We start from the raw sequence: 26,107 nt of genomic DNA, 5'->3' as shown, positions 1-26,107 counted from the left end.
GTGGGCGTCGGGCCGGGAGGTCAGAACAGGGTGGCGACGAGGGCGGAGCCGGCGTCCGTGAGGCTGCGGGCGCCGGATGCGTCGCGGCGCAGCAGGCCGCGGTGCTCGAGCAGGGCCACCTCGCGACCGCACTCGGCGCGCGGGCACCCGAGCTCGTCGGCGAGCCGCTCGGGCGTGGCGCTGCCGATCTCCAGCAGCAGCGCGAGGATGACGCGCGCGGTCTCTGAGGGCACCGGCTCGGGGTGCGGCGCCCCCTCGCCCGGCACGGCCAGCGTGACGACCGCGCCGCCGCTGATGTTCCCCGCGATCTCGACCTCGCCGCCGGCGGCCGCGAGCAGCGCGGCGGTGAGCGGCAGGCCGCCGCCGACGCCGCGCACCACGGCCCGCGCCGCGCTGCGCGCGGCGGTGAACCCCGGCTGCAGCGCGAGGGCGGGGTCGGCGATGCCCGGGCCGTGGTCGCTCACGCGCACGACGTGGCCGGCCTCGAGCACGCTCACGACCGCGTCGCTGAACCCCGCGTGGACGAGGTTCTCCACGACCTCGCGGATGGCCGGCGCGGGGATCGGCGACCGCGCCGTGACGAGGTCGCAGGCGGCCTCGATCAGGGCGACCGGGTCGTCGTCGCGCAGCTCCTCGACGAGCGGCGGCTCGTCGGCGGCGCCGTAGACCGCCACACGGATCGCGAGGGGCTCCGCCGGCTGGGGGCGGCGCGACGCGAGGGGGGTGGTGAGGGCGAGGGTCGAGGGCATGTCCGGGTCGGTAGGGCGGGCACTCTACCCCCGATCCGCGGGGCCGCGAAAGGGCTCGCTGAGCCCTGTGGAGAACAAACCGACGTGGGAGCGGCGAATTCCTGTGACGCCCCTGTCACAGGCTGCACATGCATCCCAGCGGACGCCCGCGACCATGCGGGTTCCGGCCGGTTGTCCACAGGGATCTCCACATCTGTGGAGACGCTCCGGCGGCCCGTCTGGCAGGGTTCGCGGGCGCCCGCGGGCGGCGTCTCCACCGCCCTCCCGCGGGGCGCTGCCGCGGCGGTGCCCTTTGCTATGCTCGCGGCCCCGCGGCGGGCATCGGCCTGCCCGGATTCCGGATGCCATGGCATCGAGCTGACGAGGAGTGCGGCGCGCGTGAAGCGGACCTACCAGCCCAACCGGCGCAAGCGAAAGAAGACGCATGGCTTCCGGGTGCGGATGAGCACCCGCGCCGGGCGCGCGGTGCTCCGCCGCCGCCGGTCCAAGGGCCGTGCGCGCCTGTCGGCCTGAGCCGTGACCGACGCCGGCACCGCTCCGCGGCGCCGAGCGCGCATCACCCGCTCGGGCGACTTCGACGCGGTCTACCGTCGCGGGCGCTCGGCCGCCAACCGTCATCTGGTCGTCTACGCGTTCCGGCGCGACGACCGTGCCCCCACGTCGCCGCCGCGGCTCGGCCTGTCGGTGTCGAAGAAGGTCGGCGGCGCGGTGGAGCGCAACCGCGTGAAGCGCGTCCTGCGCGAGCGGTTCGCCGAGGTGGCGCCCTCGCTGCCCGGGGGGATCGACGTGGTCGTGATCGCGCGGCCGGGCGCCGCGGAGTACATCGAGGAGCGGGGCTCCGCCGCCCTGGGCGCGCGCCTGGCCGAGCTGGCCGAGCGGGCCACGCGGGTGCCGTCCGCGTGAGGGGGGCGCTGATCGCGCCGATCCGGGTCTACCAGCGGGCCATCTCGCCGCTGATCCCCCGGCGCTGCAAGTACCACCCCACGTGCTCCGCGTACGCGGTCGAGGCGATCCGCGAGTTCGGGGCCGCCCGCGGCCTCGTGCTCGCCGGCTGGCGCCTGCTGCGTTGCAACCCGTGGAGCCACGGCGGCGTCGATTACCCGCGTGACCAGCGGGTGTTCCGCACGTGAACCCGCTCCAGCTGCTCGAGGACCCCCTCCGCGGGCTCCTCGACTTCCTCCACGACAACGGCAACCTCACCTACGGATGGTCGATCGTCGTCCTGACGGTGATCGTGCGCACCGCGCTGCTGCCGCTGGTGATCAAGCAGTACTCGTCGATGCGGGCCATGCAGCTGGTCGCCCCGCAGCTGAAGGAGCTGCAGCGCAAGTACAAGGGGAACCGCCAGAAGCTCAACGAGGAGCTGATGCGGTTCTACAAGGAGAACGAGATCAACCCGTTCGCCTCGTGCCTGCCGCTCGTGGCGCAGATCCCGATCTTCATCGCCCTGTACTACGTGCTGCGCGAGTTCGCGAACGACGCCGACGTGTCGGGCGGCTCGGTCTCGTTCATGTGGCTGATCCCGGACGTGCGCATCGAGCTGCAGGACATCGGCTGGGGCGCCGCCGTGCTCGTGGCGATCTACGCGCTCTCCCAGCTGCTGTCGACCGAGCTCTCGGCGACGCCGAACATGCCCGAGTCGCAGCGGCGCATCATGCGCATCCTGCCGCTGGTCGTCGTGGTGTTCGTGTTCCAGTTCCCGGTGCCCTCGGGCCTGGTCCTCTACTGGATGACCACGAACCTCTGGACCTGCGGCCAGCAGCTCGTGATGCGGCACCGCATCGGCCTGCACCTCGCCGACCCCGAGGAGGTCGAGAAGTGGGGCGGCGGCCAGCCGGCCAAGAAGGGCTCGCGCACGCCGCCGAAGACCGCGGCCGCCGCCGTCCCCGCCCGGAAGGGGCGCGGCCGGGGCGCCGCCGCGGACGAGCCGGCGGAGGTCGGCGAGCCCGAGGAGGCGCCGGAGGCCCTCGAGGCGCCCGAGCCCACGACCGCCCCCGAGGCGGCCGAGGCCCCGGAGGCCGAGGCGCCGGAGGCGGAGGCCCCCGAGGCGCCGGCGACCGGCGCGGGGCCCGCGGCGGACGACGGGGCGCGGCGCAGGCGCCCGCGGCCCAAGGGGGCGCCGAAGTCCCCGTCCAAGGGGTCGCGGCCCGCGCAGCCGCGCTCGAAGAAGCGGAAGCGCTGAGCGGAGGTGAGCTGTGGCGTCGAGTGAGGTGACGGCGGAGGGCCCCGGGGCGATCGCGATCGCGCGCACCCTCGAGGCGGTGGTCGAGGGCATGGGCCTCGACGCCCAGGTGACCGTGGGCGCCGGCCCGGACGGCAACGACCTGGAGGCGCGCGTGGACGGCGAGGGCACCTCCGCCCTGGTCGGCCGCGGCGGCGAGACCATCGACTCGCTGCAGTACCTGCTGGCGCAGATCGCGAGCCGCGCCGAGGGCGGCGGCCGGCGCCGGGTGAGCCTCGACGCCGACGGCTACCGCGCCCGCCGGGCGAAGGCGCTGACCGACCTCGCCGAGGAGGCGGCCCGCGAGGCGGTGGAGTACGGCGAGGAGATCGAGCTCGACGCGATGACGCCGCACGACCGCCGCATCGTCCACATGGCGCTCAAGGACCGCACCGAGGTGGTCACGCGCAGCGAGGGCGAGGAGCCGCGCCGGCGGATCATCGTCGAGCCCGCCGAGTAGCCGCGGGCACGTTTCACGTGGAACGGGAGGGAGCCGTGGTTTCACGTGAAACCTCGGCGCCGGTCGCCCGCCTCCTGGAGCGGGCCGCGGCGATGGGCGTCCCGCTCGGGCCGGACGCCGCCGCGCAGATGATCGGCCTGCTCGACCGCATCGCGCTCGAGCCCCAGAACCTCACCGCGATCGAGGGCGTCGACGCGGGCATCGACCGCCACCTCGCCGACTCGCTCGCCGGCCTGACGCTCCCCGAGGTCGCGGATGCGGAGGCGTGCGTGGACGTCGGCAGCGGGGCCGGCTTCCCCGGGCTCGCGCTCGCGCTCGCCCGACCCGCGATGCGCGTGACCCTCATCGAGAGCGAGGGGCGCAAGGCCGACTGGCTGCGCCGCGCGTCCGCGGCGATCCCTAATGTGCGGGTCGTGTCCGACCGGTCCGAGCACGTCGCGGCGCAGGAGCGGGAGCGGGCCCCCCTGGTGACGATGCGGGCGCTCGGCCCGCTGCCGACCGCCCTGGAGCTGGCCGCGCCCCTGGTGGCGGTCGGCGGCTGCGTCGTGGCCTGGCGGGGCGACGACGCGGACCCGGAGCTGGAGGCCCAGGCCGCGCGGGCGGCGCAGGAGCTCGGCCTCACCCCGCAGCCCCCCCGCCCGGTGAGCCCCTTCCCGGGCGCGCGGCGGCGCCTGCAGCGCTTCCGCAAGACCGCGCCCACGCCCGCCCGCTACCCGCGCCGCCCGGGCCGGGCGGCCAAGCGCCCGCTGGGGGCCCGGTGATCTACGCGGTCGCCAACCAGAAGGGCGGCGTCGGCAAGACCACGACCGCCGTCAACCTGGCGGCGTGCCTGGCCGAGGCGGGGGCCTCGGTGCTGCTGGTCGACGTCGACCCGCAGGCCAACGCGAGCGGGGGCCTCGGCGTGTCCGGGCGCGACCGGCCGAGCATCGCCGACGTACTGCTCGACGGGGTGCCGGTGGAGGAGGCGATCACCGCCACGGCGGTCCCGAACCTCGACCTCGTGCCGTCCTCGCCGGACCTGGCCGGCGCCTCCGTCGAGCTCCCCGGCCGCGAGGGCCGCGAGCGCCTGCTCGCCCGGGCGCTCGCCCCGGCCCGGGAGCGCTACCGCTACGTCTTCCTCGACTGCCCGCCGTCCCTCGACCTGCTCACGGTCAACGCCCTGGCGGCGGCCGACCGGCTGATCGTGCCGGTGCAGTGCGAGTACTACGCCCTCGAGGGCCTCTCGCGCCTGATGGAGACCGTCGCGGCGGTCCAGGCCCGGGTCAACCCCGGTCTGCGCGTGACCGGCATGCTCATGACCATGCACGACGCGCGCACCCGCGTCAGCGGTGAGGTGATCGGGGAGGTCCGCCGGCACTTCCCCGAGCTGGCCTTCCGCACCGTCGTGCCCCGCAACGTGCGCCTCGCGGAGGCGCCCTCGTACGGCGAGCCGGTCATCCGCTACGACCCGCACTGCGCCGGCGCCGACGCGTACTTCGAGGCCGCCAAGGAGGTGGCCGCCCGTGGCTGAGGGCGCCCCGGGGCCCCACGACCGCCGCGGGCTGGGACGCGGCCTGGCGGCGCTGCTCGCCGACGCCGAGGGGGCGCCGCAGCAGGCGGGCGGTCCGCGCCTGGTCGAGCTGCCGCTCGACGCGATCGCGGCCAACCCGGACCAGCCGCGCGCGACCATCGACGAGGCCGCCCTGCAGGCGCTCGCCGCCTCCCTCGGCGCCAGCGGGGTGCTGCAGCCGGTGGTGGTGGCGCCGGCCGGACCCGACGGCGTCCACACGCTGATCGCGGGCGAGCGGCGCTGGCGCGCCGCGCGCCTCGCGGGCCTGGAGCGCGTCCCCGCCGTCGTGCGGGAGGTGGGCGAGCGCGAGCGCCTGGAGCTGGCGCTGGTCGAGAACGTCGTGCGCGAGGACCTGACCCCCATCGACGTCGCCCAGGCCTGCGCCTGCCTGATCGAGGACTTCGGCCAGACCCACGCCGACCTCGCCGGCCGCCTCGGTCGCAGCCGGCCGGCCATCTCCAACCTCGTGCGCCTGCTGGAGCTGCCCGAGGAGGTGCAGGAGCTCATCGCCGACGGCGCGATCACGGAGGGGCACGGCCGGGCGATCCTCATGGCCGACGGACCGGCCCGGCGCGCCCGCCTCGCCCGGCGGGTGGTCGCGGAGGGCCTGTCGGTGCGCGCCACCGAGCAGGCGGCGCGACGCGAGAGCGCCGAGCCCCGCCCCGAGCGGGCCCGTCCCGAGCCGACGCCGCTCGGCGACCGGGCGCTCGAGGCCTTCGGCGCCGCCTTCGCCGCGCCCGTCCGGGTGCGCGGCGCCCGCGGCGGTCAGGTGGTGGTCGAGCTGCGCTTCGCCGACGAGACCGCGCTCGCCGCGGCGCTCGAGCGGCTCTCCGAGCCCGGCTGAGCACCCGCCGGCACGCCCGCCGGCAGCCGCACCGTCACGCGCGTCCCCTCGCCCGGGGCCGACGCGATGGCGAGGGACCCGCCGAGCAGGACGGCGCGCTCGCGCACGGCGGCCAGCCCCAGGTGGCCGTCGGCGGCGCCCGGCAGCGGCCGCGAGGCGTCGAAGCCGCGGCCGTCGTCGCGCACCTCGAGCTCCACGGCCCCGCCCCGCGCCCGCGCGGTGATCGCCACCGTGCCTGCTCCGGCGTGGCGGGCCACGTTGGCGAGCGCCTCCTGCACGATGCGAAAGGCGGCGGTCTGGGCGAGCGGCTCGAGCCGCCCGGCGGCGGCGAGGTCGACCGTCACCTCCACGCCGAGCGCCTCGAGGCGCCGGCACTGCGCCCGGACGGCCCCCTCCAGGCCCTGCTCGGCCAGCGACAGCGGGTGGATGTCGGCGATCGCCCGGCGCAGCCCGCGGACCGCCTCGCGCGCCGCCGCCGCCGCGGCCTCTGCGTCGGCCGCCGCGCCCGGGAGCGCCCCGCCCACCTCGGCCGCGAGCGCGTCGAGCAGCAGGCCGAGCCCCACGAGCTCCTGCACCGGCCCGTCGTGCAGCTCCTGGGCGATCCGCCGCCGCTCCTCCTCCTGGGCCGCCACCGTGGCCGTCGCCAGCGCCCGGCGGTCGGCCCGCTCACGACGGCGCCGGTCCCGCTCGCGCGCCGCCGCGAGGGCCGCGCCGGCCGTCTCGGCCAGCGCGCCGAGACGCTCGCGCGCCTCGGCGGGGCCCATGCGCGCCGGGAGCCCGCCCGCCCCCAGCGTCCCGGCCGGCTCGTCCCCCGTGCCGCCGGGCAGCGAGACCTCGGCGGCGGCGGCGTCCCCCGCGCCCTCGCGCGCCAGCTCCCGCGGCCGGCCGGCCGCGTCGCGGGCACGGACGACGGCGGCCGCTGCGCCGAGCAGGTCGCGGGCCTCGCGCGCGATGCCGGCCGCCACCGCCCCCTCCTCGACCTGGGCGCCCACCAGGCGCGCGATCCGCGCCAGCGCCGCCGCCTCGCGGGCCTGCCGGTCGAGCTCGCGCAGGCGGTCGGCGACGCCGGCGGCCAGGCCCGCCTCGCGCGCCGCCAGCGCCAGCGCCAGGGCCGCGGCGAGCACGTCCGCGGGCGGCGTCGACGCATCGGCCGGCAACGCGAGCCGGCCCACCTCCCGGCCTGCTGCGCGCAGCGCGGTCAGGGCGACGCCGGGCGGCCCGGCGTCGCCGATACTCCCGGGGGGTGTCCAGCGGCCGGTCTCGACGGCGGCGCCGACCGCGCCCGCGAGGGTCGACGGCCCGCCCGGCGGGCCGGCCAGGTAGAGGGCGGCGGCGTCCGCGCCGGCGCCGGCGGCGATCGCGGCGAGGGCGGCGGGGACGGCGGCGAGGGGGTCCGGGGCGTCGGCGAGCGCGCGGGCGACCGCCGCCGGGACGCCCGCGCCCCCGTCCATCAGCGGATCAGCGCCTGGCGGATCCCGATCGCGACCGCCTGGGTGCGGTGCTCGGCCTCGAGCTTGGCGAGGATGTGCTTCACGTGGGTCTTCACCGTCTCCACGCTCAGCACGAGGCGCTCGGAGACCTCGCGGTTCGAGTGCCCGTCGGCGAGCATCTGGAGGATCTCGCGCTCCCGGGCGCTCAGGATGCCCCCCGGCCGCGGCCGGGCGAGCTGGCGCAGGAAGTCGGGCGCCAGCCGCGGGTCGACGTAGGGCTCGCCCCCCACCACCTGCCGCAGCGCCCCGACCAGCGACGCGCCGTCGGAGTCCTTCAGCACGAAGCCCTTGGCGCCGGCGTCGAGCGCCTCCCAGAGCAGCTCCTGCTCGGAGTGGGCGGTGAACATCAGCACGCGCACGTCCGGGTGGTCGGCGGCGATGCGCCCCGCGGCGGCCACGCCGCCCATGCCCGGCATGCGCGCGTCCATCACCACGACGTCCGGCCGCCGCCGGGCGACCAGCTCGACCGCGCCCTCGCCGGACGACGCCTCGCCGACGACCACGATGTCGTCGTTCTGGCCCAGCACCCGCCGCAGCCCCTCGCGCACGATCGCGTGGTCGTCCGCCACCAGGCAGCTGATGCGCCGCGCCTCCGGCGTCGCCTGCGGCCCCTGCCCGGTGCTCATCGCGGTCCACACCTCCCGCCGGCCCGCCGCCCGCCCGGGCGGCGCAGTAGTGGGCGATCCTGGATTCGAACCAGGGACCTCATCCTTATCAGAGATGCGCTCTAACCGACTGAGCTAATCGCCCGCGTGGCGTGTGGGTCGGGGGACGATAGCAATCGCGCGCCGCGCCCGCCACGGCCCCGCGGGGCCCGCGGGCCGGGGGCGCGACGGGGCGACGGGCCTATAATCCGACCCCGGGCCCGCCCTCCCCGCCCGAGAAAGCGAGGCGCGCCGTGCAGGAGATGGTCATCTACGGGGTGAGCTTCGACATGGTCGGCAAGCAGCCGATCGTGCTGCTGAAGACCGTCGAGGGGAACAAGTTCCTCCCGATCTGGATCGGCCACGCCGAGGCGGCCGCGATCCTGATGAAGCTCCAGGGCGCCGAGACGCCGCGCCCGATGACGCACGACCTGCTCACGGAGGTGGTCAGCGAGCTCAGCGCCGAGGTCTCGAAGATCACCGTCACCGAGCTGCGGGAGAACACCTTCTACGCGCTCATCACGCTCCGGGCGGCGGCCGCCGAGATCGAGATCGACTCGCGGCCCAGCGACGCCCTCGCGCTCGCGGTGCGCAGCAACGCCCCCATCTTCGCCGCCGACAAGGTCATCGAGGAGAGCGGCATCGAGTTCGAGCACGAGGTCGAGGAGACCGACGAGGTCGTCGAGAAGTTCAAGGAGTTCCTCGACCAGGTGAGCCCCGAGGACTTCATGACGGAGGGGTAGGACCGGCCTCCCGGGTCTCCTGCTTGGTCAGGTCCAGCAGGTGGCCGTAGATCTCCCGCAGGCCCTCGGCGCTGAGCGGCCCGCGGTTGGCCGCCTGCAGGTAGGCGTGCATCCAGTCCTCGCGCGCCTGGTCCACGAACTCCATGCCCTGGTCGCGCTTGTAGGCGCGCAGCCGTGCCACGAGCTGGATGCGGGCGTTGATCGCGGCGAGCAGCTTGAGGTCGGTGTCGATGATGGCGTCGCGCATCTGGCGCACGACGGCGTCGGCGGTGGGATCGCGCTGCATGGGCGTGGACGGTAGACGACCCCTCGCCGCGCCGCCCGCTTGGTGCCGGGGCCCGGGCCGGGCTAACCTGTGCCGCGACCGAGACCGGAGCCCCGCGTGATCGACATCTCGCCGATCCAGATCATCATCGTGCTGGCCATCGCCCTGCTGGTCTTCGGGCCCAAGCGGCTCCCCGAGATGGGCCGCTCGATCGGCCGCGGGATCCGCGAGTTCAAGGGCGCGATCACCGACGAGCCCGCCCGCACGCCGGCCCGCCCGGTGGCGCCGACGCAGGCCACGGCCACGGCCCCCGTCGAGGCCGACGACGACGTGCTCGAGGGCGTCGTGGTGCGGGGCGACGACGCGCCGCGGCGCGGGGACGCCGACGCCGGCTAGCACGTCCTGATGGCGCTGCGCGGCCGGCTGCGCCGGGTGGCCCCGGAGGAGCGCCTCAGCGTCGTCGACCACCTCGACGAGCTCCGCACCCGCCTCATCGTGGCGGTGCTGGCCCTCGTCGTGGCCTTCGGCGTCGCCTACGGCTTCCACGAGCAGCTCATCGACTTCCTCGAGCAGCCGCTGCCCGACCGCTTCGAGCACTCGGGGCTCATCACCCTCTCGCCCACCGAGCCGTTCTTCACGACCCTCAAGGTCTGCTTCTGGACGGCGATCATCGCCGCCGTCCCGGTCTGGCTCTACCAGGTGTACGCCTTCGTCATCCCGGCGGTGCAGGACCAGCCGCGCCGGCGCATGCTGGCCGTCGTGGCCGGCGCGTCGGCGCTGTTCCTGGCCGGGGTGGCGTTCGGCTACTGGGTGGTGCTGCCGGTGGCGCTGGACTTCCTGCTGGGCTTCGGCGACGACACCTTCCTCACCCAGGTGCGCGCCGGCGAGTACTTCGGCTTCGTCACGACGCTGATGTTCGCGTCCGGGCTCATGTTCGAGGTGCCCGTGGCGATGCTCGCGCTGGCCCGCATCGGGGTCGCGAGCGCCGAGCTCTACATCGCACAGTGGCGGGTGGCGCTGGTGGCGATCGCCGCGCTGGCCGCCATCCTGCCGGGCGGCGACCCGTTCAGCATGCTGCTGCTGATGCTGCCGCAGATCCTGCTGTACGGGCTGGGGATCCTGCTGGCGCGCCGCTTCGGGGGCCCGCCCCTGTGGGCTCGCGAGGCGTGGGCGGACGCGGAGGAGGCCTCGCCCCGGGCGCCGTAGCGCCCGCCCGCTAGTCGCGCAGCCGCCGCCCGGTGATGCGCAGGAAGACGTCCTCCAGCCCGGCCGGGCGCACGGCTTGGAGGGTCACGGAGGCGTCGTGGCCGCGCAGGCGGCCGACGAGGTCCTCCGCGTCGTCGCCGAACACGAGCAGCAGGTCGCCGTCCAGCTCGTGGCCGCGCATGCCGTCGCCGAGCCGCTCGAGCACGGCGGGCGCCTCGGGCGGGGCCACGCGCAGCTCGAGCACCTCGCGGCCGACCTCCGCGGCCACCAGCTCGGCCGGGGTGCCCGCGCGCACGATGCGGCCGTGGTCCATGATCACCAGCCGGTCGCAGAGCTGCGCCGCCTCGTCCATGTAGTGCGTGGTCAGCACGAGCGTCGCGCCGGCGGCGCGCAGCAGCCGCAGGCGCTCCCACACCGAGTGGCGGGCCTGGGGATCGAGCCCGGTGGTGGGCTCGTCCAGCAGCACCATGCGCGGCCGGTTGATGAGGGCCCGGGCGATCTGCAGCCGCCGCCGCATACCGCCGGACAGGCGCTCCACGGCGTCGCCCGCCCGGTCGGAGAGCGACATCAGGGCGAGCAGCTCGTCGGCGCGCCGGGCGGCCTCGGCGCGGGGGATGTCGAAGTAGCGCGCGTAGACCAGCAGGTTGCGGCGCACGGACAGCTCCAGGTCGAGCGTCGTGTCCTGGGCCACGACGCCGAGCAGCGCCTTCAGCGCCCGCGGCTCGCGCGCCGGGTCGAGGCCCAGCACGCGCAGCTCCCCCGCGTCGCGCGGCGCCAGGCACGCGAGCATGCGCATCGTGGTCGTCTTGCCGGCGCCGTTCGGCCCCAGGAAGCCGAAGCACTCGCCGTGGCGCACGTCGAGGTCGATGCCGTCGACCGCGGTGAAGTCCCCGTAGCGCTTGACCAGCCCGCGGGCGACGACGGCGCCGCCGCCGCCGTCAGGGGCCGACCGGCACCTCCACGCCCATCCCGGCCAGCGTCAGCCGCAGGCCGTCCTCGAGCTCGATGGTGGGCTCCCAGCCGAGCAGCTCGCGGGCCAGCGTGATGTCCGGCCGGCGCACGGTGGGGTCGTCCTGGGGCAGCGCCTCGTGGACGATCGGCGACGCGCTGCCGGTCACCCGCACGACGGCCTCGGCCAGCTCGAGGATGGTGAACTCGCCGGGGTTGCCGAGGTTGACCGGCTCGTGGCGCTCGGAGTCGATGAGGCGCACGATGCCCTCGATGAGGTCCGAGACGTAGCAGAACGAGCGCGTCTGGCTGCCGTCGCCGAAGACCGTGATCGGCTTGTCCTGGAGCGCCTGCCGGATGAAGGTCGGGATCGCGCGGCCGTCGTGGGGGCGCATGCGCGGCCCGTAGGTGTTGAAGATGCGCACGATGTGGGTGTCGACGCCCTGCTGGCGGTGGTACGCCATGGTGAGCGCCTCCGCGTAGCGCTTGGCCTCGTCGTAGACCCCGCGCGGGCCGATCGGGTTGACGTGGCCCCAGTAGCCCTCGCTCTGCGGGTGCTCCTTGGGGTCGCCGTAGACCTCGCTGGTGGACGCCAGCAGGAAGCGGGCGCGGTGGCGCTTGGCCAGCCCGAGGGCGTTGTGGGTGCCGTACGAGCCGACCTTCAGCGTGTGCAGCGGCAGGCGCAGGTAGTCGATCGGGCTCGCGGGCGACGCGAGGTGGAAGACGTAGTCCACCCGCTCGGCGATCTCGATGTGGTCGATCAGGTCGTGCTGGAGGAAGGTGAAGGCCTCGTCGCGGATGTGCTCGATGTTCTCGAGCGTCCCCGTGTCGAGGTTGTCCACGCAGATCACCCGGTGCCCGGCGGCGAGCAGCCGGTCGCAGAGGTGTGACCCCAGGAAGCCGGCGCCGCCGGTGACCACGGACGTCGTCATGGCGAGGAGCCTATCGGGGCCCGCCCCGGCCTGTCAGCGCCCGCACCGAGCGCAGCCCCTCGGCCAGCTCGGGCCGGGCGAGCAGCCGCGCGGCCGCCACGAACACCACGGCGCACACCGCCAGCTTGCCCAGCAGGCCCGGCAGCATCTCCAGCGTGGCCAGGTCGCGGGTGGGCACCAGCAGATCCATCACCAGCGCCGTGGCGCCCGTGATCACCCCGGCGGCCAGCACGCGCGCCTGGCGCGACATCAGCTCGGGCAGCGACAGCGCGGGGAAGTGGCGGCGCATCAGCCACAGCAGCAGCACGGCGTTGAGGTAGACGCCCAGCGTCGATGCCAGGGCGAGGCCGGCCTGCTCCATGGGGCCGAGCAGGGCGATGTCGAGCGCGATGGTCGCGCCGACCGTGGCCATGGTGGTCCAGAGGATGTCGCGCTGGCGGTTGGCCGCCGAGAGCGTCCGGTTGAGCAGCAGCGAGCCGAACGCCGGCCACAGCGCCAGGGCGTAGAAGGTGAGCGGCGGCGAGATCTGGTCGACGCACTCGTCGCCGCAGCGGCCCCGCTTGAAGGCGAGCTGGGCGAGCTCCTCCGAGTAGACCGACATCACGAGCATGAGCGGGATCGACAGCAGCCCCAGCAGGCCGGCCACCCGCCGGAAGGCGCGCAGCGCGTCGGCCTCGCGGTCCTCGGAGACCAGCTTCGCGATGAGCGGGAAGAGCGGCGTGAGCAGCGGCAGCAGCAGCGCCACCCGGGGGGCCTGGCCGAGCGCGCTGGCGAACGCCAGGGCCGAGACCCGCCCGGCCTCGAGCGTGGAGGCGAACACCTTGTCGGTGAACGAGTTGACCTGCTGCAGCACCGAGGCGCCCATCACCGGCAGGGCGAGCAGCCCGACCGCGCCGAGGCGCGGGTGGGTCAGGCGCGGCGCGGCGCGCGCCTCCCGCAGCAGCCGCCAGAACTGGGGCAGCTGCAGCAGCACCTGCAGGGCGGCCCCGACGGTGACGCCCCACCCGGCGGCCTCGATGCCGATCGCGCCCTGGCCGGCGACGACGCCGACGATGATGCCGAAGTTGAACGCCACGCCCACCGCCGCCGGGCCGGCGAAGCGGCCGTGGATCTGCAGCATCGCGGTGAAGATCGCCGAGAAGCCCTGCAGCGCGAGGGCCGGCGCCATGATGCGGATGAGCTCGGCGGTGCGCGCCTCGCGCTCGGCGTCGAGGTTGAAGATCGCCGCGACGGGCTCGGGCGCGAGCGCGATCAGCGAGGCCGTCACGACGAGCGCCGCGCCGGTCCAGAAGGCCAGCGCCACGACCAACGCCCAGGCGCTGTCGTTGCCCTCCTGGGCCCGCTCCCGCTGGAAGGTCGGGATGATCAGCGTGACCAGGGTGTAGAGCAGCACCGCGGCCACGGAGTTGACGATCAGCAGCGAGTTGACGAAGGCGTCGGTCGCCGCCGAGGCGCCGAACGCCGCGGCCAGCACCAGCTCGCGGGCGAACCCCAGCAGGCGCGAGACGAGGCCGAAGAGCGCGACGATGGCCGCCGCGCGCGCCAGCCGGCCGGCGGTCACCGGGGGACGAGCCCGTAGAGGCGGCGCACCCCCGTCATCACGAGGAGGCCCTCCACGGCGACGGCCGGGCTGTAGCGGCCGTCGGGGAAGGTCATGAGGCGCTCGCCCGTCCGCGCGTCGAGCGCGAAGGTGCGGCCGTCGGCCGGGTCGCGGGCGAGCGTGGAGACGTAGACGACGTCCCCGATCACCGACGGCGAGCCCGAGATGCGCTCGCCGGCGTCGAAGCTCCAGCGCTCCCGGCCGGTGACGGCGTTGAGGGCGTGCAGGCGGTGGTCGTACGAGCCCACGTAGACCGTCCGGCCGGCCACGGCGGCGCTCGAGTAGACGTAGTCGTCGAGCACGCGCACCCAGGCGACCTCGCCCGTGTCGCGGTCGAGCGCGAGCACGCGCCCGTTGACGTTGCCGATGTAGACGCGGCCGTACGCCACGGCGGGCCCGGCGTAGAAGCGGCCCGCGCCGCGCAGGGCCGGCCCGGGGCTCACGGTGCGCCAGGCCACGCGGCCGTCGGCGCGGCGGAACGCGGTCACCCGGCCGGCGTAGTCGCCCACCACCACGTTCGGGCCGGCGAGGGCCAGGGAGGCCTTCACGTCGCCGCTCGCCCGCACGGCCCAGCGCACGCCGCCCGTGCGCGCGTCGAGGCGCAGCACGCGCCCCGCCAGCGTGCCGACGAACAGGTCGCCGTCGACCACGAGCGGCGACGACTCGACCGCGGCGCCGGCGTCGCGCCGCCAGACGCGCCGGCCGGTCGCGGCGTCGAGGGCGATCACGTCGCCGCGGATGGTGGTGAAGATCGCGAGGTCCCCCGACAACGCGGGCGACGACGCGACCCTGCCGCGCAGCGGCGTGCGCCACAGCTCGCGGCCGTCCTCGAGGTCGACCGCGATCGCCAGCCCGGCGTTGGAGCCGACGATCGCGCGTCCGTCGCCGATCACCGGCGGGAACTCCAGCAGCGAGCCGGCGTCGTAGGTCCAGTCGCGCCGGAACGGCGGCCGCAGGTCGAGGGCCGGGTTCGCCCGCGTGCGGCGGGCGTCGAAGCCCCACTCCGGCCAGACCCCGGTGCGCGCGGCGCCGCGGGGCGCCTCCTCGGGCTCGAAGCCCTCCGTCGTGCCCTCGACGCTGCCCTCGTCGAACCAGCCGCCGCGGACGCCGAGCGCCAGCACCGCCGCCGCCACGATCAGCAGCGCGAGGGCGGCGCCCCCGATCGCGAGGAGCCTACGGCGACGCCGGCCGATGGGCACGGAGGGTCCTGACCCCGACCATGTAGAGGGTGCGGCCCGCCGCGACCGCGGGCGAGTAGCGCCCGTCGTCCCCGCGCCAGCGCACGGCGCCGGTGCCGACGTCGAGCCCGAAGGTGCGGCGAGGCGCGCCCGGGCGGTAGAGGACCGAGGTGTAGACGACGTCCCCGACGACGGTGGCCGAGCCGGAGATGCGCTCGCCCGCGTCGAACGACCAGCGCACGGCGCCCGTGCGCAGGTCGAGCGCCTCGAAGCGGCCGCTGTAGGAGCCGATGAAGGCGGCGCCGTCGGCGATGGCGGCGGTGGAGTAGACGTAGCCGCCCGCGCGGTGGCGCCAGCGCTCGGCCCCCGTGCCGGCGTCGAGCGCGATCACCGCGCCGCCGACGTCGCCGATCACGATCGTGTCGCCGGAGACCGCGGGCCCGCCGTAGAAGCGCTGCCCGCCGGCGTACCGCCACCGCACGGCGCCGGTGCGCGGGTCGAGCGCGTGCACCCGCCCGCCGTAGTCGCCGACGACGATCAGGCCGCCCGCCAGCGCGACGCTGCCCTTGATGTCGGCGCCGGCCTCCCAGGTCCAGCGCACCCGCTCCGTGGCCGCGTCGACGGCCGAGAGGGTGCCGCTCCAGTCGCCCACGTAGACGAGGCCCTCGTGGACCAGCGGCGAGCTCTCGATCGGGCTGCCCGTGTCGTGCTGCCACACCCGCCGCCCGGCGCCCGCGGTGTACGCGGTCAGGCGGCCGCTCATGGAGGCGAGGAACACGCGGCCGCCGGCGATCGCGGGCGTCGAGGCCACCTCGCCCGGCTGACGGCGCGCCCAGCGCAGCTCGCCGGTGTCGGCGTCGAGCGCGTAGATGCGGCCGGCGTTGTTGCCGATCGCCACGAGCCCCTCGCTCACGGCGGGGGGGAACTCCAGCAGCGTCCGGCTCTCCCAGGTCCACGCCGGGCGCCCCCGCGGCACGTCGCCGGTCCCGGCGCCGGGCACGTGCCGGTCGCGCTCGGGCCCGCCGCCGTACTCGGGGCTCTGCAGGGCCGGCTGGTAGAGCTCGACCTCCACCGAGGCGCCGGCGACCCGCGCCCGGGCGGGGCGCGGCGAGCGCCCGGCGGCGCTCGCCCGCACGACGCGCGTGCCCTCCGGCACCGCGGCGCGGCCGTCCGCGCCCGAGGTGGTGCGCGCGACCCGCGTCGTGCCGCGGAAGCCGGTCACGACGGCGCCGGCGACCGGCTCGCCGGTGTCGCCGTCGACCACCCGCACGTCCACGGTCCCCGCGGGCGCCGGGACCGTGGCCGGCGGCTCCGCCGAGGAGGCCGCGCCGTCGCCGCCGCCCCCGCCGCCGCACCCGGCGGCCAGCAGGCCGAGGGCGGTGGCGAGCGCCGCGCCGGCCCTACTCGCGCCCCGCACGACCGGCCGGGCTCCCGCGCCACACGAAGGTGACGATCACCCCGATCACGAAGCCGATCACCGCGGCGAGCACGACGCTGCGGGCCCGGTTGGGCAGGCTGCCCGACGAGCTCGGGTCGCTCGCCAGCGAGATGATCTTGGGCTGGAACTGGTTCTCCTTGACCAGGTTCAGCTTCTGCGTGGTCAGCTCCGTGTTGGCGATCTGCAGCTGCTGGCCGGCGCTCTGCAGCAGCGCCTGCAGCGCGAGCTGGCGGTCGCCGCCCGGCGCCTCGGCGAGCTGCCGCGTGTAGCGCGCGATGTCGCGCTGCAGGCGCTCCACGTCGCGCTCGGCCTGCTCCACGCCCTGGCGGTAGTTGGAGATGATCACCTCGAAGCCCTCGTCCGCCTCGGCGAGGATCGCCTCCGCGTACGCGTTGGCGCCGCGCAGGGCGACGTCGCGGTCCTCGTCGGTGAACGTGACGGTCACGACCGTCGGCAGGTTGCCCACCGAGCCGCCCGGCGCGCGCGGCGCGGTCAGGTCCACGCCCCGGCGCACCCGGCCCGGCCGCACGCCGATCTCCTCGGCCACCCGGCGCACCAGCTCGTCGCCGGCCAGCACCGTGCTGACGAGCGCCGGGTTCGTGCCCGGCGTCGACACCGGGGTGCCGGAGACGGTGGTGGCCTGGCCCACGAACAGCTCGGCCGTGGCGCGGTAGGTGGTGGTCGTCGCGAACGTCAGCAGCAGCCCGACGACCGCGGCGGCGACGGTGGCGACGAGGATCAGCCAGCGGCCGCTCCACAGCACGCGGCCGTAGTCCCTGAGGGTGATCTCGCGATCCACGACGGCGGACCCTAGACCACGGGGCGGACCGGGGCGAGCCCCGCCGCCCCCCGCTCCAGGATCGTCTGGTCGAGGAAGCGGGTCATCACCACGCCCGGCCGGTGCTCGCCGAGGCGCGGCGCGGGCCGCTCGCCGGCGGCGATCGCCACGATGGCGGCCGGGTACCCGGCGCCGGCCGCCTGGGGCAGCGGGAAGGCGCCGCCGAAGCGGGTGTTGATGTCGGTGATGCCGAGCACCCGCCCGTCCTCGCGGAAGCACTGGATGGTGCTCGGGCCCGCCAGCCGCAGCGCCTCGACCGTCGCCGCCGCCAGCTCCACGAGCTGCGGGTCGTCCAGGGTCTCGCCCTTGATCTGCTCGCCGCCCTTGCTCTGGATCATCGCCCGCGGCACCGCGCCGAGGGCGCGCCCGTCGAGGTCGCCGAGGCAGTCGATGCTGAACTCCAGGCCGGGCAGCGCCCGCTGCACCACGCTCTCGGCCGGGCTGTAGCGGCGGAAGAACGCGAGCTCGTCGGGATCGGCGCAGCGGTGGATGTGGCGCCCGGCGAAGCCCAGGCGCGGCTTGAGCAGTACCGGGTAGGGCAGCTCGGCGGGGTCGACCTCGTCGGGCAGCCAGGTGGGCGGCGACGGCAGGCCGTGCGCCTGCAGCATGAGGTGGCACTCCCACTTGTCCTGGCAGCCGAGGGCGACGTGGGCGTCGGGCAGGAACACCTGCGCGCCGGCCGCGCGGATGCCCTCGGCGGCCTGCGCGAGCACCACGGGATCGAGGTCGGTCAGCGGCAGCACCGCCCGCACGCCCTCCGCCCGGCAGGCCTCCGCCACGGCGGCCCCGTAGCCGGGGTCCGACACGGCGGGCAGCTCCACGACCGCGTCGGCGGCGAACAGCGCCGGCGACAGCGGGTCGAGGTCGCTCACCAGCACGCGGCCGCGGTGGGGGCCGTCGCCGCCGAGCACCGCCCGGAACGCCCGGACGATGTCGACGCGCTGGCCAGCGCAGGTCAGGAGGACGTTGACGTCAGCCATCGGCGGCTCCGGGTCCGGGGAGGTCGAACCCGCCGCGCGGGCCCTTGTACGTGCCCTCGCGGCGCAGCACGACCCACGCGGTGCGGGCGAGGACGGCCAGGTCGCGGCCCATGCTCCAGCCGTCGATCCAGGCGAGGTCGATCTCGATGCGCTCTGACCAGGGGATGGCGTTGCGCCCGCTCACCTGGGCGGCACCGGTCAGCCCGGGGCGGGCCAGCAGGCGCCGGCGCTGGCGGGCGTCGTAGCGCTCCACCTGCGCGGCGACGGTGGGACGCGGGCCCACCAGGCTCATGTCGCCGGCGACGATGTTCCAGAGCTGCGGTAGCTCGTCCAGCGACAGGCGACGCAGGACCGCGCCGGCCCGCGTGATGCGGTCGTCGTCGTGGGTCACGGCGAGGCCGGCGCCCATGTGCTCGGCGCCGACCACCATCGTGCGGAACTTCAGCAGCCGGAAGGGCCGCCCCGCGTAGCCGATCCGCTCCTGCCGGTAGAGCGCCGGCCCCGGCGAGTCGCGACGGATCCAGACGGCGATCGCCAGCATGGCGGGCGTCAGCAGCAGGGCGAGCGGCAGGGCCACGGCGAGGTCGAGCGCGCGCTTGGCCCGGCCCCCGACCGGCCCCGGGGCGGCCGCGCTACGCAACGCTCTCCACGACGGCCACGAAGCGCTCGGCGAGCGCGGCCCGGTCGTAGTGCTCGAGCGCGTAGGCGCGCCCGGCGGCGCCCATCCGGCGCGCGCCGCCGGGGTCGGACGCCAGGGCGCGGATCGCGCCGGCCAGCGCGGCGGGGTCCTCGGGCGGCACGGCGACCCCGCAGCCCGCCCGCTCGACCATCCGGGTCAGCTCGCCGGCGGGCGCCGCGGCCACGATCGGCCGCCCGGCGCCGAGGTAGTCGAACGCCTTGTTGGGCAGCGCCCCGGCGAACAGCTCGTTGTCCTGGTACGGCAGCAGGCAGGCGTCGGCGCGGGCCAGCCACGCCGGCACGTCGCGCTTCGGCACCGGGTCGGCGAAGACCACGTTGTCCAGGCCGCGCCGGCGGGCCTCCTCCACGAGCGACGGCTTGCGGTCGCCGTTGCCCACGAGCACCACCCGTGCCCCGGGCAGGTCGCGCAGCAGCTCGGCGGCGCCCAGCACGGTCTCGAGCGAGCTGTACGTGCCGTGGGCGCCGACGTACATGGCGACGAAGGCGTCGCCGGGCACCGGCACGTCGGCGGGGCGGCCGTCGGGGGCGCCGATCTCCAGGTCGACCCCGTTGGTGATCAGCGTGATCTTCGCCGGGCTCACGCCCAGCTCCACCATGCCGTCACGGATGCCCTCGGTGAGGGCCACGATGCGGTCCGCGCGCCGGTAGCAGTAGGACTCGAGCGTTCGCGCCACGCGGATGGTGTGCCGGTCGCGCACGAGCCCCATCGCGATCGCCGAGTCGGGCCACAGGTCGCGCACCTCCAGCACGAAGCGCGCGCCGCGGGCGGCGGCCATCGCGGCCGCCGCCGCCGCCGAGGGCAGTGACGGCGAGGACGCCACGACCACGTCCGGGCGCGGCGCGCGCGCCCCGGCGACCGCCGACCAGAGCGCGAACGTGCCGTAGTTGGCGATGCGGGACCGCAGGTCGCGTCCGTACCCGGGCGTCGAGTACGTGCGCCACACGTCGAGGCCGTCCTCGGTCTCGCGCACCATCCGGCGGCCCCGGTAGCGCTCGGGGACCGTGCGCTCCTTGTGCTGCACGTACGAGGTGACCACGGTCACGTCGTGGCCCGCCCGGGCCAGGGCCCGGGTGTGCTGCCAGTGGCGCACGCCACCCGGCTGGTCGGCGCTCACGAAGTACTGCGAGACGTAGGTGATGCGGCTCACGGGCGCATCACCTCGGCGTAGAGGTCCGTCAGCGCGCGCGCCTGGGCCTCGAAGCCGAGGCCGCCGGCGAACGCGGCGCGCCCGGCCGCGCCCATGCGGGCGGCCTCGGCGGGGTCCCCGAGCAGGCGGTCGAGCGCGGCGGCGTGGGCGCGCGGGTCGTCGGGCGGCACGGTCAGCCCGCACCGGTGCGCCCGCACCATCGCGCCCATCACGCCGAGGTCGGCCGCGACGACGGGCCGCCCCGCGGCCATCGCCTCCACGAGCTTCGTCGGCACCGCGCGATCGTAGTTGCCGTGGCGCTGCAGCGGGATCCACGCCACCCGGCACGCCGCCAGCAGGCCGGGCACGGCCGAGTGGTCGACCCGGCCGATCGCCTCCGCGCCGGGCGGCAGCGCGCCGGGGTCGCCGGGGCCGGCCAGCACCAGCCTGGCGCCGGGCGCCGACACGAGCGGGAACGCGGCCCGCATCACCTCGAGGCCCCGCAGTGGGCCGAGCCCGCCGACGTAGAGCACGACCGGATCGGCGGGCATGGGGGCCGGCTCGGGGAACGCGTCCGTCCACGGCGAGTTGCTCACGCTCACCGCGCGGGCGCCGCCGGCCGCGAAGCGCGCGGCGAGGTCGGGGTTGGCGGTCACGACGCCGGCCAGGCGCCGGGCGGCCGCGCGCTCGGCGCGCTCGGCGGCGAGGGCCAGCGGGCGTCGCAGCGGGGCGGGGAGCCAGCGCTTGGTGCGGGTGGTCTGGCCGAGGTACTCGTGCACGTCGTAGACGACCGGCGCGCCGCCCGCGCGCGCCAGCCACAGGGCCGCGGGCAGCAGCTCCGGGTCGTGCACGTGGTACAGGTCGGCGTCGCGCGCGCGGGCCGCGCGCGCGAGGCGCCACCCGGCCGCGAGGCGGCGCGCGCGCGGGATGGGCTCGCGCGGGGCGCCCACCCAGGCGGCGGCGCCGGCGCGGGCCGCGGCGCGCGCCTCCTTGTGGAAGATGCGCACGTCGCGCGGCCGGTGGACGCTCGTCAGGTGCACCACCCGGCGCCCGTCGAGGCGGGCCCCGCCGGGCGGCGGCGACGGCGCCCCGGCCGGGCCGAGCGCCGCCCCGCGCCGGGCGAGCTCGTCGAGCAGCTCGCCCCACAGCGGGCCGTACCCCGGCGCGCGGTCGTCGGCCAGGTAGGTGTTGTGCCACAGCAGGGCGGCCCGCCCCCCGGCCAGGCGCACGCGCTCGAGCACCCGCAGCGCCCGCTCGCGGGCGGCGCCGGCGTCCAGGCCGAGCCGCGAGTGCAGCGTCGTGTCCATCACCGCCAGCGGCAGCAGGGTGAGCCGCGCCGGCCGCTCCTCGCCCACGAGCCACGGGCGGAAGGGCCGCGCGATGCCCGCCGCGAACCCCGGGGCCTCGCTGAAGCCGAGGCTCGAGTCGTAGGCCGCGCCGGCGGCCTCGAGCCAGCGCACCGTCTCGTGGTAGCGGAAGCGCAGGTAGTGCATGCGCACGCCGTCCACCGGGCCGGCCTCGGCGCGCAGCGCCGCCAGCTCGGCGGCGAGCGCCGCGCCGGACTCCGACGCGCCGAACGACCCGTGCAGGCCCACCTCGCCGCCGGCTGCGCGCACGGCGGCCGCGAGCGCGGCCCGCTCGCGCTCGTAGGTGCGCCGCGGGGTGCCGTCGAGCGGGTGGGCGTTGCGGCCGATCAGGAAGACGGTCGGGCTCGTGCCGCGACGCCAGGCCGCCTCGAGCAGGTCCGGCACGTTGTCCCAGGGGTCCGGCCCGGCGAGCGCCGCGGCCAGCCCGCGGGGCCCGCGCCGGCGGGCGATGCCGGCCAGGCCCTTCGGCGTGCGCCGCCGGATGCGGTCGATGTCGTGCGTGATCGCGACCCCCCAGCTCGTGGGCGGGGCGATCCGCAGCGCCGCGCGCAGCGCCGCGATGTAGCCCTCCACCGGCGGGTCCTCCAGGTCGAGGCCCGCGATGCGCCCGAAGGCGCTGGCCGCCAGGGGCAGCCGGCCGAAGCGGTCGCGCTCGGGCACGCGCAGCTCGTCCCAGCGCGCGAGTAGGTAGAACGCGCTCGCCACGAGGTCGCCGGGCAGCGGCTCGTCCGGGTGCGACGGCGGGAACAGCAGGGTCAGCCCGCGCGCGCGGTGCACCGAAGGGCCGGGGAACGCCCGGTCGCCCTCGAAGAAGGCCTGCGCCGCGGGGTCGGCCGGGATCCAGACGCCCGCGTCCGGCCGGGCGGGCGCGTAGACGAGGTCGGCGGGGCCGTCGGTCCAGGCGACGGGGCGGCCGGCGCCCTCCGCGAGCGTCTCCAGCACCCAGCGGGCGCGCGGCGCGAACAGCGGCGCGGCGCCCTCCACCCGGACGCGCAGGGGCTCAGCCACGGCGCGCCGCCCGCATCAGGGCGCGGCCGTAGAGGACGAGCGCCGGCCGGGGGTCGCGCGCGTCGATCACGGCGTCGGTCACCGGGGGGCGGATCGACTCGAGGAAGGCCCGGGGCGCCCACTCGCCGCGCCGGATCTCGCGCGCGCTCGCCACCACGTGCTTGGGGCCGAGCACCCAGCGACGGCCGCCCCGGTGGCCGTCCGGCAGCGCGCGCGGCATGCCGGCGGCGTCGCGCCAGCACTCGTAGGGCAGGTTGACCCCGCAGGCCGTGGCCAGGCCCACCCACAGCCAGGAGCGCGGGTTGACCTCGATCAGGTTGTCGCGCCCGTCGCGCGGGTCGCGCTTGACCTCCACCTGCGAGATGCCGTGGAAGCCCAGCTCGTCGAGCAGCGCGTGGCAGCGGGCGGCCAGGCCGGGGTCCCAGCGCGCCTCGGCGGCGCGCGCCGTGCCGAAGCGCGGCGGCCACTGGCGCAGCTTGCGCCCCGTGAACGAGGCGAGCGGCCGGCCGACGGCGTCGCGGTAGGAGCCGAGCGACCACAGGCGCGAGTCATCGCCGGGGATCACCTCGGAGACCTGCGGGCGGTACGGGGCGGCGAGCGCCCACTGGCGGCGCAGCTCCTCCGCGTCGGCGGCCTCGAGCACCTGGGCGCGGAAGCGGCGGCGGAACTCCGGCGCGTAGCGCGGCTTGAGGATCACCGGGAAGCGCAGCTCGCGGGCGAGCGCGGCCACGTCGGCGTCGTCGCCGGGCGTCACGGTCGCCGGCACGGGGAAGCCGATGCGCCGGGCGGCCGCGTGCTGCTCCCCCTTGTCGATGATCGCCGACATGCGCGCCCAGGGGCTCCAGGGGCGGCGCAGGACGGCGTCGACCTCGGCCTCCCGCGGGCCGATCGCCGCGATGGCCTCGTCGTGGGTGGGGAAGAGCACGCCGCCCGCCCCGGGGCCGCGCCCGATGGCGAGCAGGTCGTCCACGAAGCGCCCGGGCTCGGCGAGGGGGTCGGCCGTGAGCGCCGGGGTCGCGTAGCGCGACACGAGGCCCAGGGCGCGCGGGTCGTGGTCGCACGCGATCACCCGCACGCCGGCGCGGCCGAGCGAGCGCACGATGCCGAGCGCGTTGGGGCCGGAGGCCTGCAGCACGATCGCGGGCGGGGCGCCGCCGCCGCTCACGCCGTCACCGCCGCGTAGATCGCCTCCATCCGCCGGGCGTTGGCGTCCCAGGTGTACTCCTCGCGCCCGATCCGCAGGGCGGCCTCGCCCATCCGCCCGGCCAGGCCGGGCTCGCCGAGCACGCGCGCGAGCGCCTCGGCCAGGCCCTCAGGGTCGCGCGGCCGCACGAGCAGCCCGGTCTCGCCGTCGCGCACGGCCTCCGGCGTGCCGTCGACCGCCGTCGCCACGACCGCCCGGCCGCAGTTCATCGCCTCGCAGACCACCGTCGGCAGGCCCTCGGAGAGCGAGGGCAGCACGAACACGTCGCCGGCCGCCATCCACCAGCCGACCTCGTCGTGATCGATCTTGCCGACGAAGCGCACCCGGTCGGCGACGCCGAGCTCGGCGGCCCGCCGCTCGAGCGACGGGCGCAGCTCGCCGATCCCCCCGGCCACCAGCAGGGGCGCGCCCCCGGGCCGGCGGGCGAGCAGCCCCATGGCCTCCACCAGCACGTCGACGCCCTTGCGCGGCACGAGCTTGCCGACGTAGGTCACGATGCGCTCGTCGGCGGGCAGCCCGAGCCGGGCCCGCGCCTCGCCGGCCGGCCGCGGCGCGAAGACGCGGGTGTCGGCGCCGTTGGGCACGACCTCCACCGGCCGGCGCGGGGTGCCGACGCGCTCGGCCGCGTCGCCGATGGCGCGGCTCACCGCGCACACGGCGTCGAGCGACTCGATCGCCTCGCGCACGCGCGCGGCGCTGCGCGGGCCCCGCGCGGGGACGTCCAGCACGTCGGCCCGGTGGGCGGTCGCGACGGCGGGCACGCCCAGCCCGGCGCCGACGCGCGCGGCCGCCCAGCCGTCCGGCACCAGCATGTGGGCGTGGATCACCTCGAACGGCCAGCGCTCGTGCACCCGGCGCAGCGGCCGGGCGAGCGCCAGGCGCATCGCGTCGGCGTTGCGGTGGCCCAGCCGGGCGCCGGGCAGGGTGAGCTTGCGGGGGTACAGGACGGGCACGCCCTCGAAGGCGCCCGTGCCCGGCACGTCGCGGAACGCCCGCCAGCGCGGCAGGAGCGGCGGCGCCCAGCCCTTCGGCGAGACCACCCGCACGTCGTGCCCGCGGCGCACGAGCGCCTGCACCTGCTCGTGCACGAAGATCCCGGCCGTCCAGTTGACGGCGCTGGGGTACATGTGGCTGAGCATCAGGACGCGGATGGGGCGCTCCCTCCGGGGCGGCGTGCGAGGACGATCGCGCCCATGCCGAGGCCGATGACGATCCACATGGGCGTGAAGTGGATGGCGGTCGAGGGGCCCACGCCGCCCACGAACCAGCCGAGCAGCGAGAGCGCGCCCGCCAGGCACATGTAGCGGGCCAGCCGGCTCCCGGTCGAGCGCGCCGCCAGCACCTGCCCGCGCAGCAGCGTCAGGTACAGCAGCAGGTAGAGCGCGAAGCCCACCACGCCGAGGTTCACCAGCACCTCGAGCCACCAGTTGTGCAGGTTCGCCACGCCCGGGAAGTCCGCGAGGGCGCGCACGTGCGTCTCGGCGTTGCCGGCGCCCACGCCCAGGCCGTCCGTGCCCGACACCAGCCCGAGCCCCTCGTCGAGCAGGGCGCTGCGCACGCCGCCCGAGCCCTGGCCGGTCTCCACCTGGCCCAGCAGCAGGCCGAAGTCGAGCTTCGTCACCGTGCGCTCGTCGAGCTGCACCACGCCGCCGCCGCCCGTCACGGCCGGCACGGCGAGCACCACCGCGAGGCCCGCGATCGCGGCCGCCACCAGCAGCCGGCCGCGCGAGCGGCGGTCGGAGCCCACCAGCACCAGCAGGCCCAGCACGCTGAGCCCGGCCGCCGCGAGGCCCGACTTGCTGCCGGTCAGCAGGATCAGCACCAGGGCGGTGGCGCCGCCGGCGATGCCCACCGCGCGCAGGCGCGCGTCGCGGTAGACGACCGGCAGCACGGCGAAGTACGGCAGGCTCAGGGCGAGGAAGGCGGCGAAGTTGTTCTGGTTGCCGAACAGCGACCCCACGCCGATGAGCCCGCCGCGGTTCTCGACCCCGGGCCGGAAGGTGGGCAGGTGCAGCCCGGTCAGCACCTCGGCGACGGCCACGAGGCAGGCGACCGCGAAGGTCCCCGCCAGGCACCACATGAGCACGGCGGCGCGGCGCGCGTCGCGGCAGAGCAGCGCGACGGCGACCGCCAGCGCGGCCATCATCGCCAGGAAGCCGGTCCAGCGCAGGGCGGCGAGGACGTCGTCGGCCCAGCCGATCGAGATCGCCGACCACAGGAGCAGCACGCCGAGGACGCCGGCCGGGCGGGGCAGCCCCGCGGGCAGCACCAGGCGCCCGTCCATCAGCAGGTAGCCGACGACGCCGAGCCCGAGCAGCACGATCAGCACCCGGAACAGGAACAGCCACGGCGCCGGCGGGGCCGCCAGGTTGGGCCCGCCGACCGCCGCCAGCACCGTCAGCAGCGCGAGCGCCGGGGCCAGCCGCGGCAGCGGGACGTCGCGCAGGAGCGTCCCGATCAGCACGACCAGGGCGAGCGCCAGCCCGGCGAGCGGCTGGACGACCCCCAGCGCGCCGGCGACCACGGCACCCGCGAGGACGGCGACGGTCGCCCGGCTGGGGGCCGCCCGGTGGCCCCGCGTCGGGGCGGGGGCGGCATCGGTCGTCGACATCGGCCG

General features: G+C 76.7%; 28 protein-coding genes and 1 tRNA gene. 11 read left to right on the top strand and 18 right to left on the bottom strand.

The features are described 5' to 3' along the window. Positions 1–20: 20 nt before the first annotated feature. Complete coding sequence (locus tag ITJ85_RS17030; RefSeq protein WP_217914303.1) at positions 21–749, bottom strand: ATP-binding protein; 729 nt, start codon at positions 747–749, stop codon at positions 21–23. Positions 750–1,127: 378 nt separating this feature from the next. On the opposite strand from ITJ85_RS17030, the gene rpmH reads away from it, so the two are divergent. The 8 genes from rpmH to ITJ85_RS16990 are packed head-to-tail and all read left to right on the top strand — an operon-like array spanning position 1,128 to position 5,823. After that, positions 1,128–1,262, top strand: a complete 135-nt coding sequence (gene rpmH / locus ITJ85_RS17025; RefSeq protein ID WP_217914302.1) for a 50S ribosomal protein L34 — start codon at positions 1,128–1,130, stop codon at positions 1,260–1,262. 3 nt (positions 1,263–1,265) lie between these two features. Beyond that, on the top strand, positions 1,266–1,652 hold the full coding sequence (rnpA, locus tag ITJ85_RS17020; RefSeq protein WP_217914301.1) for a ribonuclease P protein component: 387 nt from the start codon (positions 1,266–1,268) through the stop codon (positions 1,650–1,652). Further along, positions 1,649–1,879: a membrane protein insertion efficiency factor YidD gene (yidD, locus tag ITJ85_RS17015; RefSeq protein ID WP_217914300.1), complete on the top strand. Its 231-nt coding sequence runs from the start codon at positions 1,649–1,651 to the stop codon at positions 1,877–1,879. The genes rnpA and yidD overlap by 4 nt, the downstream gene beginning before the upstream one ends. Next, on the top strand, positions 1,876–2,931 hold the full coding sequence (locus tag ITJ85_RS17010; RefSeq protein WP_217914299.1) for a YidC/Oxa1 family membrane protein insertase: 1,056 nt from the start codon (positions 1,876–1,878) through the stop codon (positions 2,929–2,931). Before yidD ends, ITJ85_RS17010 begins: the two co-directional genes overlap by 4 nt. Before the next feature lie 13 nt (positions 2,932–2,944). Beyond that, on the top strand, positions 2,945–3,430 hold the full coding sequence (locus tag ITJ85_RS17005; RefSeq protein WP_217914298.1) for a Jag family protein: 486 nt from the start codon (positions 2,945–2,947) through the stop codon (positions 3,428–3,430). 35 nt (positions 3,431–3,465) lie between these two features. Continuing rightward, entirely contained in the window at positions 3,466–4,191 is a 726-nt protein-coding gene (gene rsmG, locus ITJ85_RS17000; RefSeq protein ID WP_217914297.1) for a 16S rRNA (guanine(527)-N(7))-methyltransferase RsmG, read from the top strand. Beyond that, a complete protein-coding gene (locus tag ITJ85_RS16995; protein WP_217914296.1) occupies positions 4,188–4,940 on the top strand; it encodes a ParA family protein in 753 nt (250 codons plus the stop codon). The genes rsmG and ITJ85_RS16995 overlap by 4 nt, the downstream gene beginning before the upstream one ends. After that, positions 4,933–5,823, top strand: coding sequence for a ParB/RepB/Spo0J family partition protein (locus tag ITJ85_RS16990; protein WP_217914295.1), 891 nt, complete (start codon positions 4,933–4,935; stop codon positions 5,821–5,823). Before ITJ85_RS16995 ends, ITJ85_RS16990 begins: the two co-directional genes overlap by 8 nt. On the opposite strand, the gene ITJ85_RS16985 is transcribed toward ITJ85_RS16990, so the two are convergent. The 3 genes from ITJ85_RS16985 to ITJ85_RS16975 all read right to left on the bottom strand — a co-directional run bounded on the left by ITJ85_RS16985 (position 5,745) and on the right by ITJ85_RS16975 (position 8,063). Continuing rightward, positions 5,745–7,274 carry a sensor histidine kinase gene (locus ITJ85_RS16985; protein ID WP_217914294.1) on the bottom strand — a complete coding sequence of 510 codons (1,530 nt, stop codon included), beginning with the start codon at positions 7,272–7,274 and terminating at the stop codon, positions 5,745–5,747. The genes ITJ85_RS16990 and ITJ85_RS16985 overlap by 79 nt on opposite strands. Then, positions 7,274–7,939: a response regulator transcription factor gene (locus ITJ85_RS16980; protein ID WP_217914293.1), complete on the bottom strand. Its 666-nt coding sequence runs from the start codon at positions 7,937–7,939 to the stop codon at positions 7,274–7,276. Before ITJ85_RS16980 ends, ITJ85_RS16985 begins: the two co-directional genes overlap by 1 nt. 50 nt (positions 7,940–7,989) lie before the next feature. Next, a tRNA-Ile gene (locus tag ITJ85_RS16975) sits at positions 7,990–8,063 on the bottom strand. Positions 8,064–8,220: 157 nt separating this feature from the next. On the opposite strand from ITJ85_RS16975, the gene ITJ85_RS16970 reads away from it, so the two are divergent. Next, positions 8,221–8,700, top strand: a complete 480-nt coding sequence (locus tag ITJ85_RS16970) for a bifunctional nuclease family protein (protein ID WP_246496423.1) — start codon at positions 8,221–8,223, stop codon at positions 8,698–8,700. On the opposite strand, the gene ITJ85_RS16965 is transcribed toward ITJ85_RS16970, so the two are convergent. Further along, complete coding sequence (locus ITJ85_RS16965) at positions 8,684–8,986, bottom strand: chorismate mutase (RefSeq protein ID WP_217914291.1); 303 nt, start codon at positions 8,984–8,986, stop codon at positions 8,684–8,686. The genes ITJ85_RS16970 and ITJ85_RS16965 overlap by 17 nt on opposite strands. Positions 8,987–9,082: 96 nt before the next feature. On the opposite strand from ITJ85_RS16965, the gene tatA reads away from it, so the two are divergent. Continuing rightward, the gene (tatA, locus tag ITJ85_RS16960; protein ID WP_217914290.1) at positions 9,083–9,361 is read left to right on the top strand and encodes a twin-arginine translocase TatA/TatE family subunit; all 279 of its coding nucleotides are present in this window, start codon (positions 9,083–9,085) and stop codon (positions 9,359–9,361) included. 9 nt (positions 9,362–9,370) lie between these two features. Continuing rightward, positions 9,371–10,171, top strand: coding sequence for a twin-arginine translocase subunit TatC (gene tatC, locus ITJ85_RS16955; RefSeq protein WP_217914289.1), 801 nt, complete (start codon positions 9,371–9,373; stop codon positions 10,169–10,171). 10 nt (positions 10,172–10,181) lie between these two features. On the opposite strand, the gene ITJ85_RS16950 is transcribed toward tatC, so the two are convergent. The 13 genes from ITJ85_RS16950 to ITJ85_RS16890 are packed head-to-tail and all read right to left on the bottom strand — an operon-like array spanning position 10,182 to position 26,101. After that, complete coding sequence (locus ITJ85_RS16950; RefSeq protein ID WP_343233040.1) at positions 10,182–11,078, bottom strand: ABC transporter ATP-binding protein; 897 nt, start codon at positions 11,076–11,078, stop codon at positions 10,182–10,184. 31 nt (positions 11,079–11,109) lie between these two features. Further along, positions 11,110–12,051, bottom strand: a complete 942-nt coding sequence (locus ITJ85_RS16945) for a UDP-glucuronic acid decarboxylase family protein (RefSeq protein WP_217914287.1) — start codon at positions 12,049–12,051, stop codon at positions 11,110–11,112. A 10-nt stretch (positions 12,052–12,061) separates the two neighbouring features. Beyond that, complete coding sequence (gene murJ / locus ITJ85_RS16940; protein WP_217914286.1) at positions 12,062–13,612, bottom strand: murein biosynthesis integral membrane protein MurJ; 1,551 nt, start codon at positions 13,610–13,612, stop codon at positions 12,062–12,064. Then, positions 13,609–14,850 carry an outer membrane protein assembly factor BamB family protein gene (locus ITJ85_RS16935; protein WP_217914285.1) on the bottom strand — a complete coding sequence of 414 codons (1,242 nt, stop codon included), beginning with the start codon at positions 14,848–14,850 and terminating at the stop codon, positions 13,609–13,611. Before ITJ85_RS16935 ends, murJ begins: the two co-directional genes overlap by 4 nt. Continuing rightward, complete coding sequence (locus tag ITJ85_RS16930) at positions 14,825–16,246, bottom strand: outer membrane protein assembly factor BamB family protein (protein ID WP_217914284.1); 1,422 nt, start codon at positions 16,244–16,246, stop codon at positions 14,825–14,827. Before ITJ85_RS16930 ends, ITJ85_RS16935 begins: the two co-directional genes overlap by 26 nt. After that, positions 16,230–17,066, bottom strand: a complete 837-nt coding sequence (locus ITJ85_RS16925; protein WP_217914283.1) for a Wzz/FepE/Etk N-terminal domain-containing protein — start codon at positions 17,064–17,066, stop codon at positions 16,230–16,232. The genes ITJ85_RS16930 and ITJ85_RS16925 overlap by 17 nt, the downstream gene beginning before the upstream one ends. An 11-nt stretch (positions 17,067–17,077) precedes the next feature. Next, positions 17,078–18,085 carry an ATP-grasp domain-containing protein gene (locus ITJ85_RS16920; RefSeq protein ID WP_217914282.1) on the bottom strand — a complete coding sequence of 336 codons (1,008 nt, stop codon included), beginning with the start codon at positions 18,083–18,085 and terminating at the stop codon, positions 17,078–17,080. Further along, complete coding sequence (locus ITJ85_RS16915) at positions 18,078–18,725, bottom strand: sugar transferase (RefSeq protein ID WP_217914281.1); 648 nt, start codon at positions 18,723–18,725, stop codon at positions 18,078–18,080. Before ITJ85_RS16915 ends, ITJ85_RS16920 begins: the two co-directional genes overlap by 8 nt. Then, positions 18,718–19,932: a glycosyltransferase family 4 protein gene (locus ITJ85_RS16910; protein ID WP_217914280.1), complete on the bottom strand. Its 1,215-nt coding sequence runs from the start codon at positions 19,930–19,932 to the stop codon at positions 18,718–18,720. Before ITJ85_RS16910 ends, ITJ85_RS16915 begins: the two co-directional genes overlap by 8 nt. After that, on the bottom strand, positions 19,929–22,286 hold the full coding sequence (locus tag ITJ85_RS16905; protein WP_217914279.1) for a glycosyltransferase: 2,358 nt from the start codon (positions 22,284–22,286) through the stop codon (positions 19,929–19,931). Before ITJ85_RS16905 ends, ITJ85_RS16910 begins: the two co-directional genes overlap by 4 nt. Further along, a complete protein-coding gene (locus ITJ85_RS16900) occupies positions 22,279–23,451 on the bottom strand; it encodes a carboxylate--amine ligase (protein WP_217914278.1) in 1,173 nt (390 codons plus the stop codon). The genes ITJ85_RS16905 and ITJ85_RS16900 overlap by 8 nt, the downstream gene beginning before the upstream one ends. Next, positions 23,448–24,617 (bottom strand): glycosyltransferase family 4 protein, encoded by a 1,170-nt coding sequence (locus ITJ85_RS16895; protein WP_217914277.1) that lies wholly within the window; start codon positions 24,615–24,617, stop codon positions 23,448–23,450. The genes ITJ85_RS16900 and ITJ85_RS16895 overlap by 4 nt, the downstream gene beginning before the upstream one ends. Before the next feature lie 11 nt (positions 24,618–24,628). Continuing rightward, positions 24,629–26,101, bottom strand: a complete 1,473-nt coding sequence (locus ITJ85_RS16890) for an O-antigen ligase family protein (protein WP_217914276.1) — start codon at positions 26,099–26,101, stop codon at positions 24,629–24,631. Positions 26,102–26,107 lie beyond the last annotated feature (6 nt).

This window comes from Miltoncostaea marina (genome assembly GCF_018141525.1).
GTDB lineage: Bacteria > Actinomycetota > Thermoleophilia > Miltoncostaeales > Miltoncostaeaceae > Miltoncostaea > Miltoncostaea marina.
Note: the sequence above shows the minus strand (reverse complement) of the source record. Positions and strands in the feature narration are given on the sequence as shown.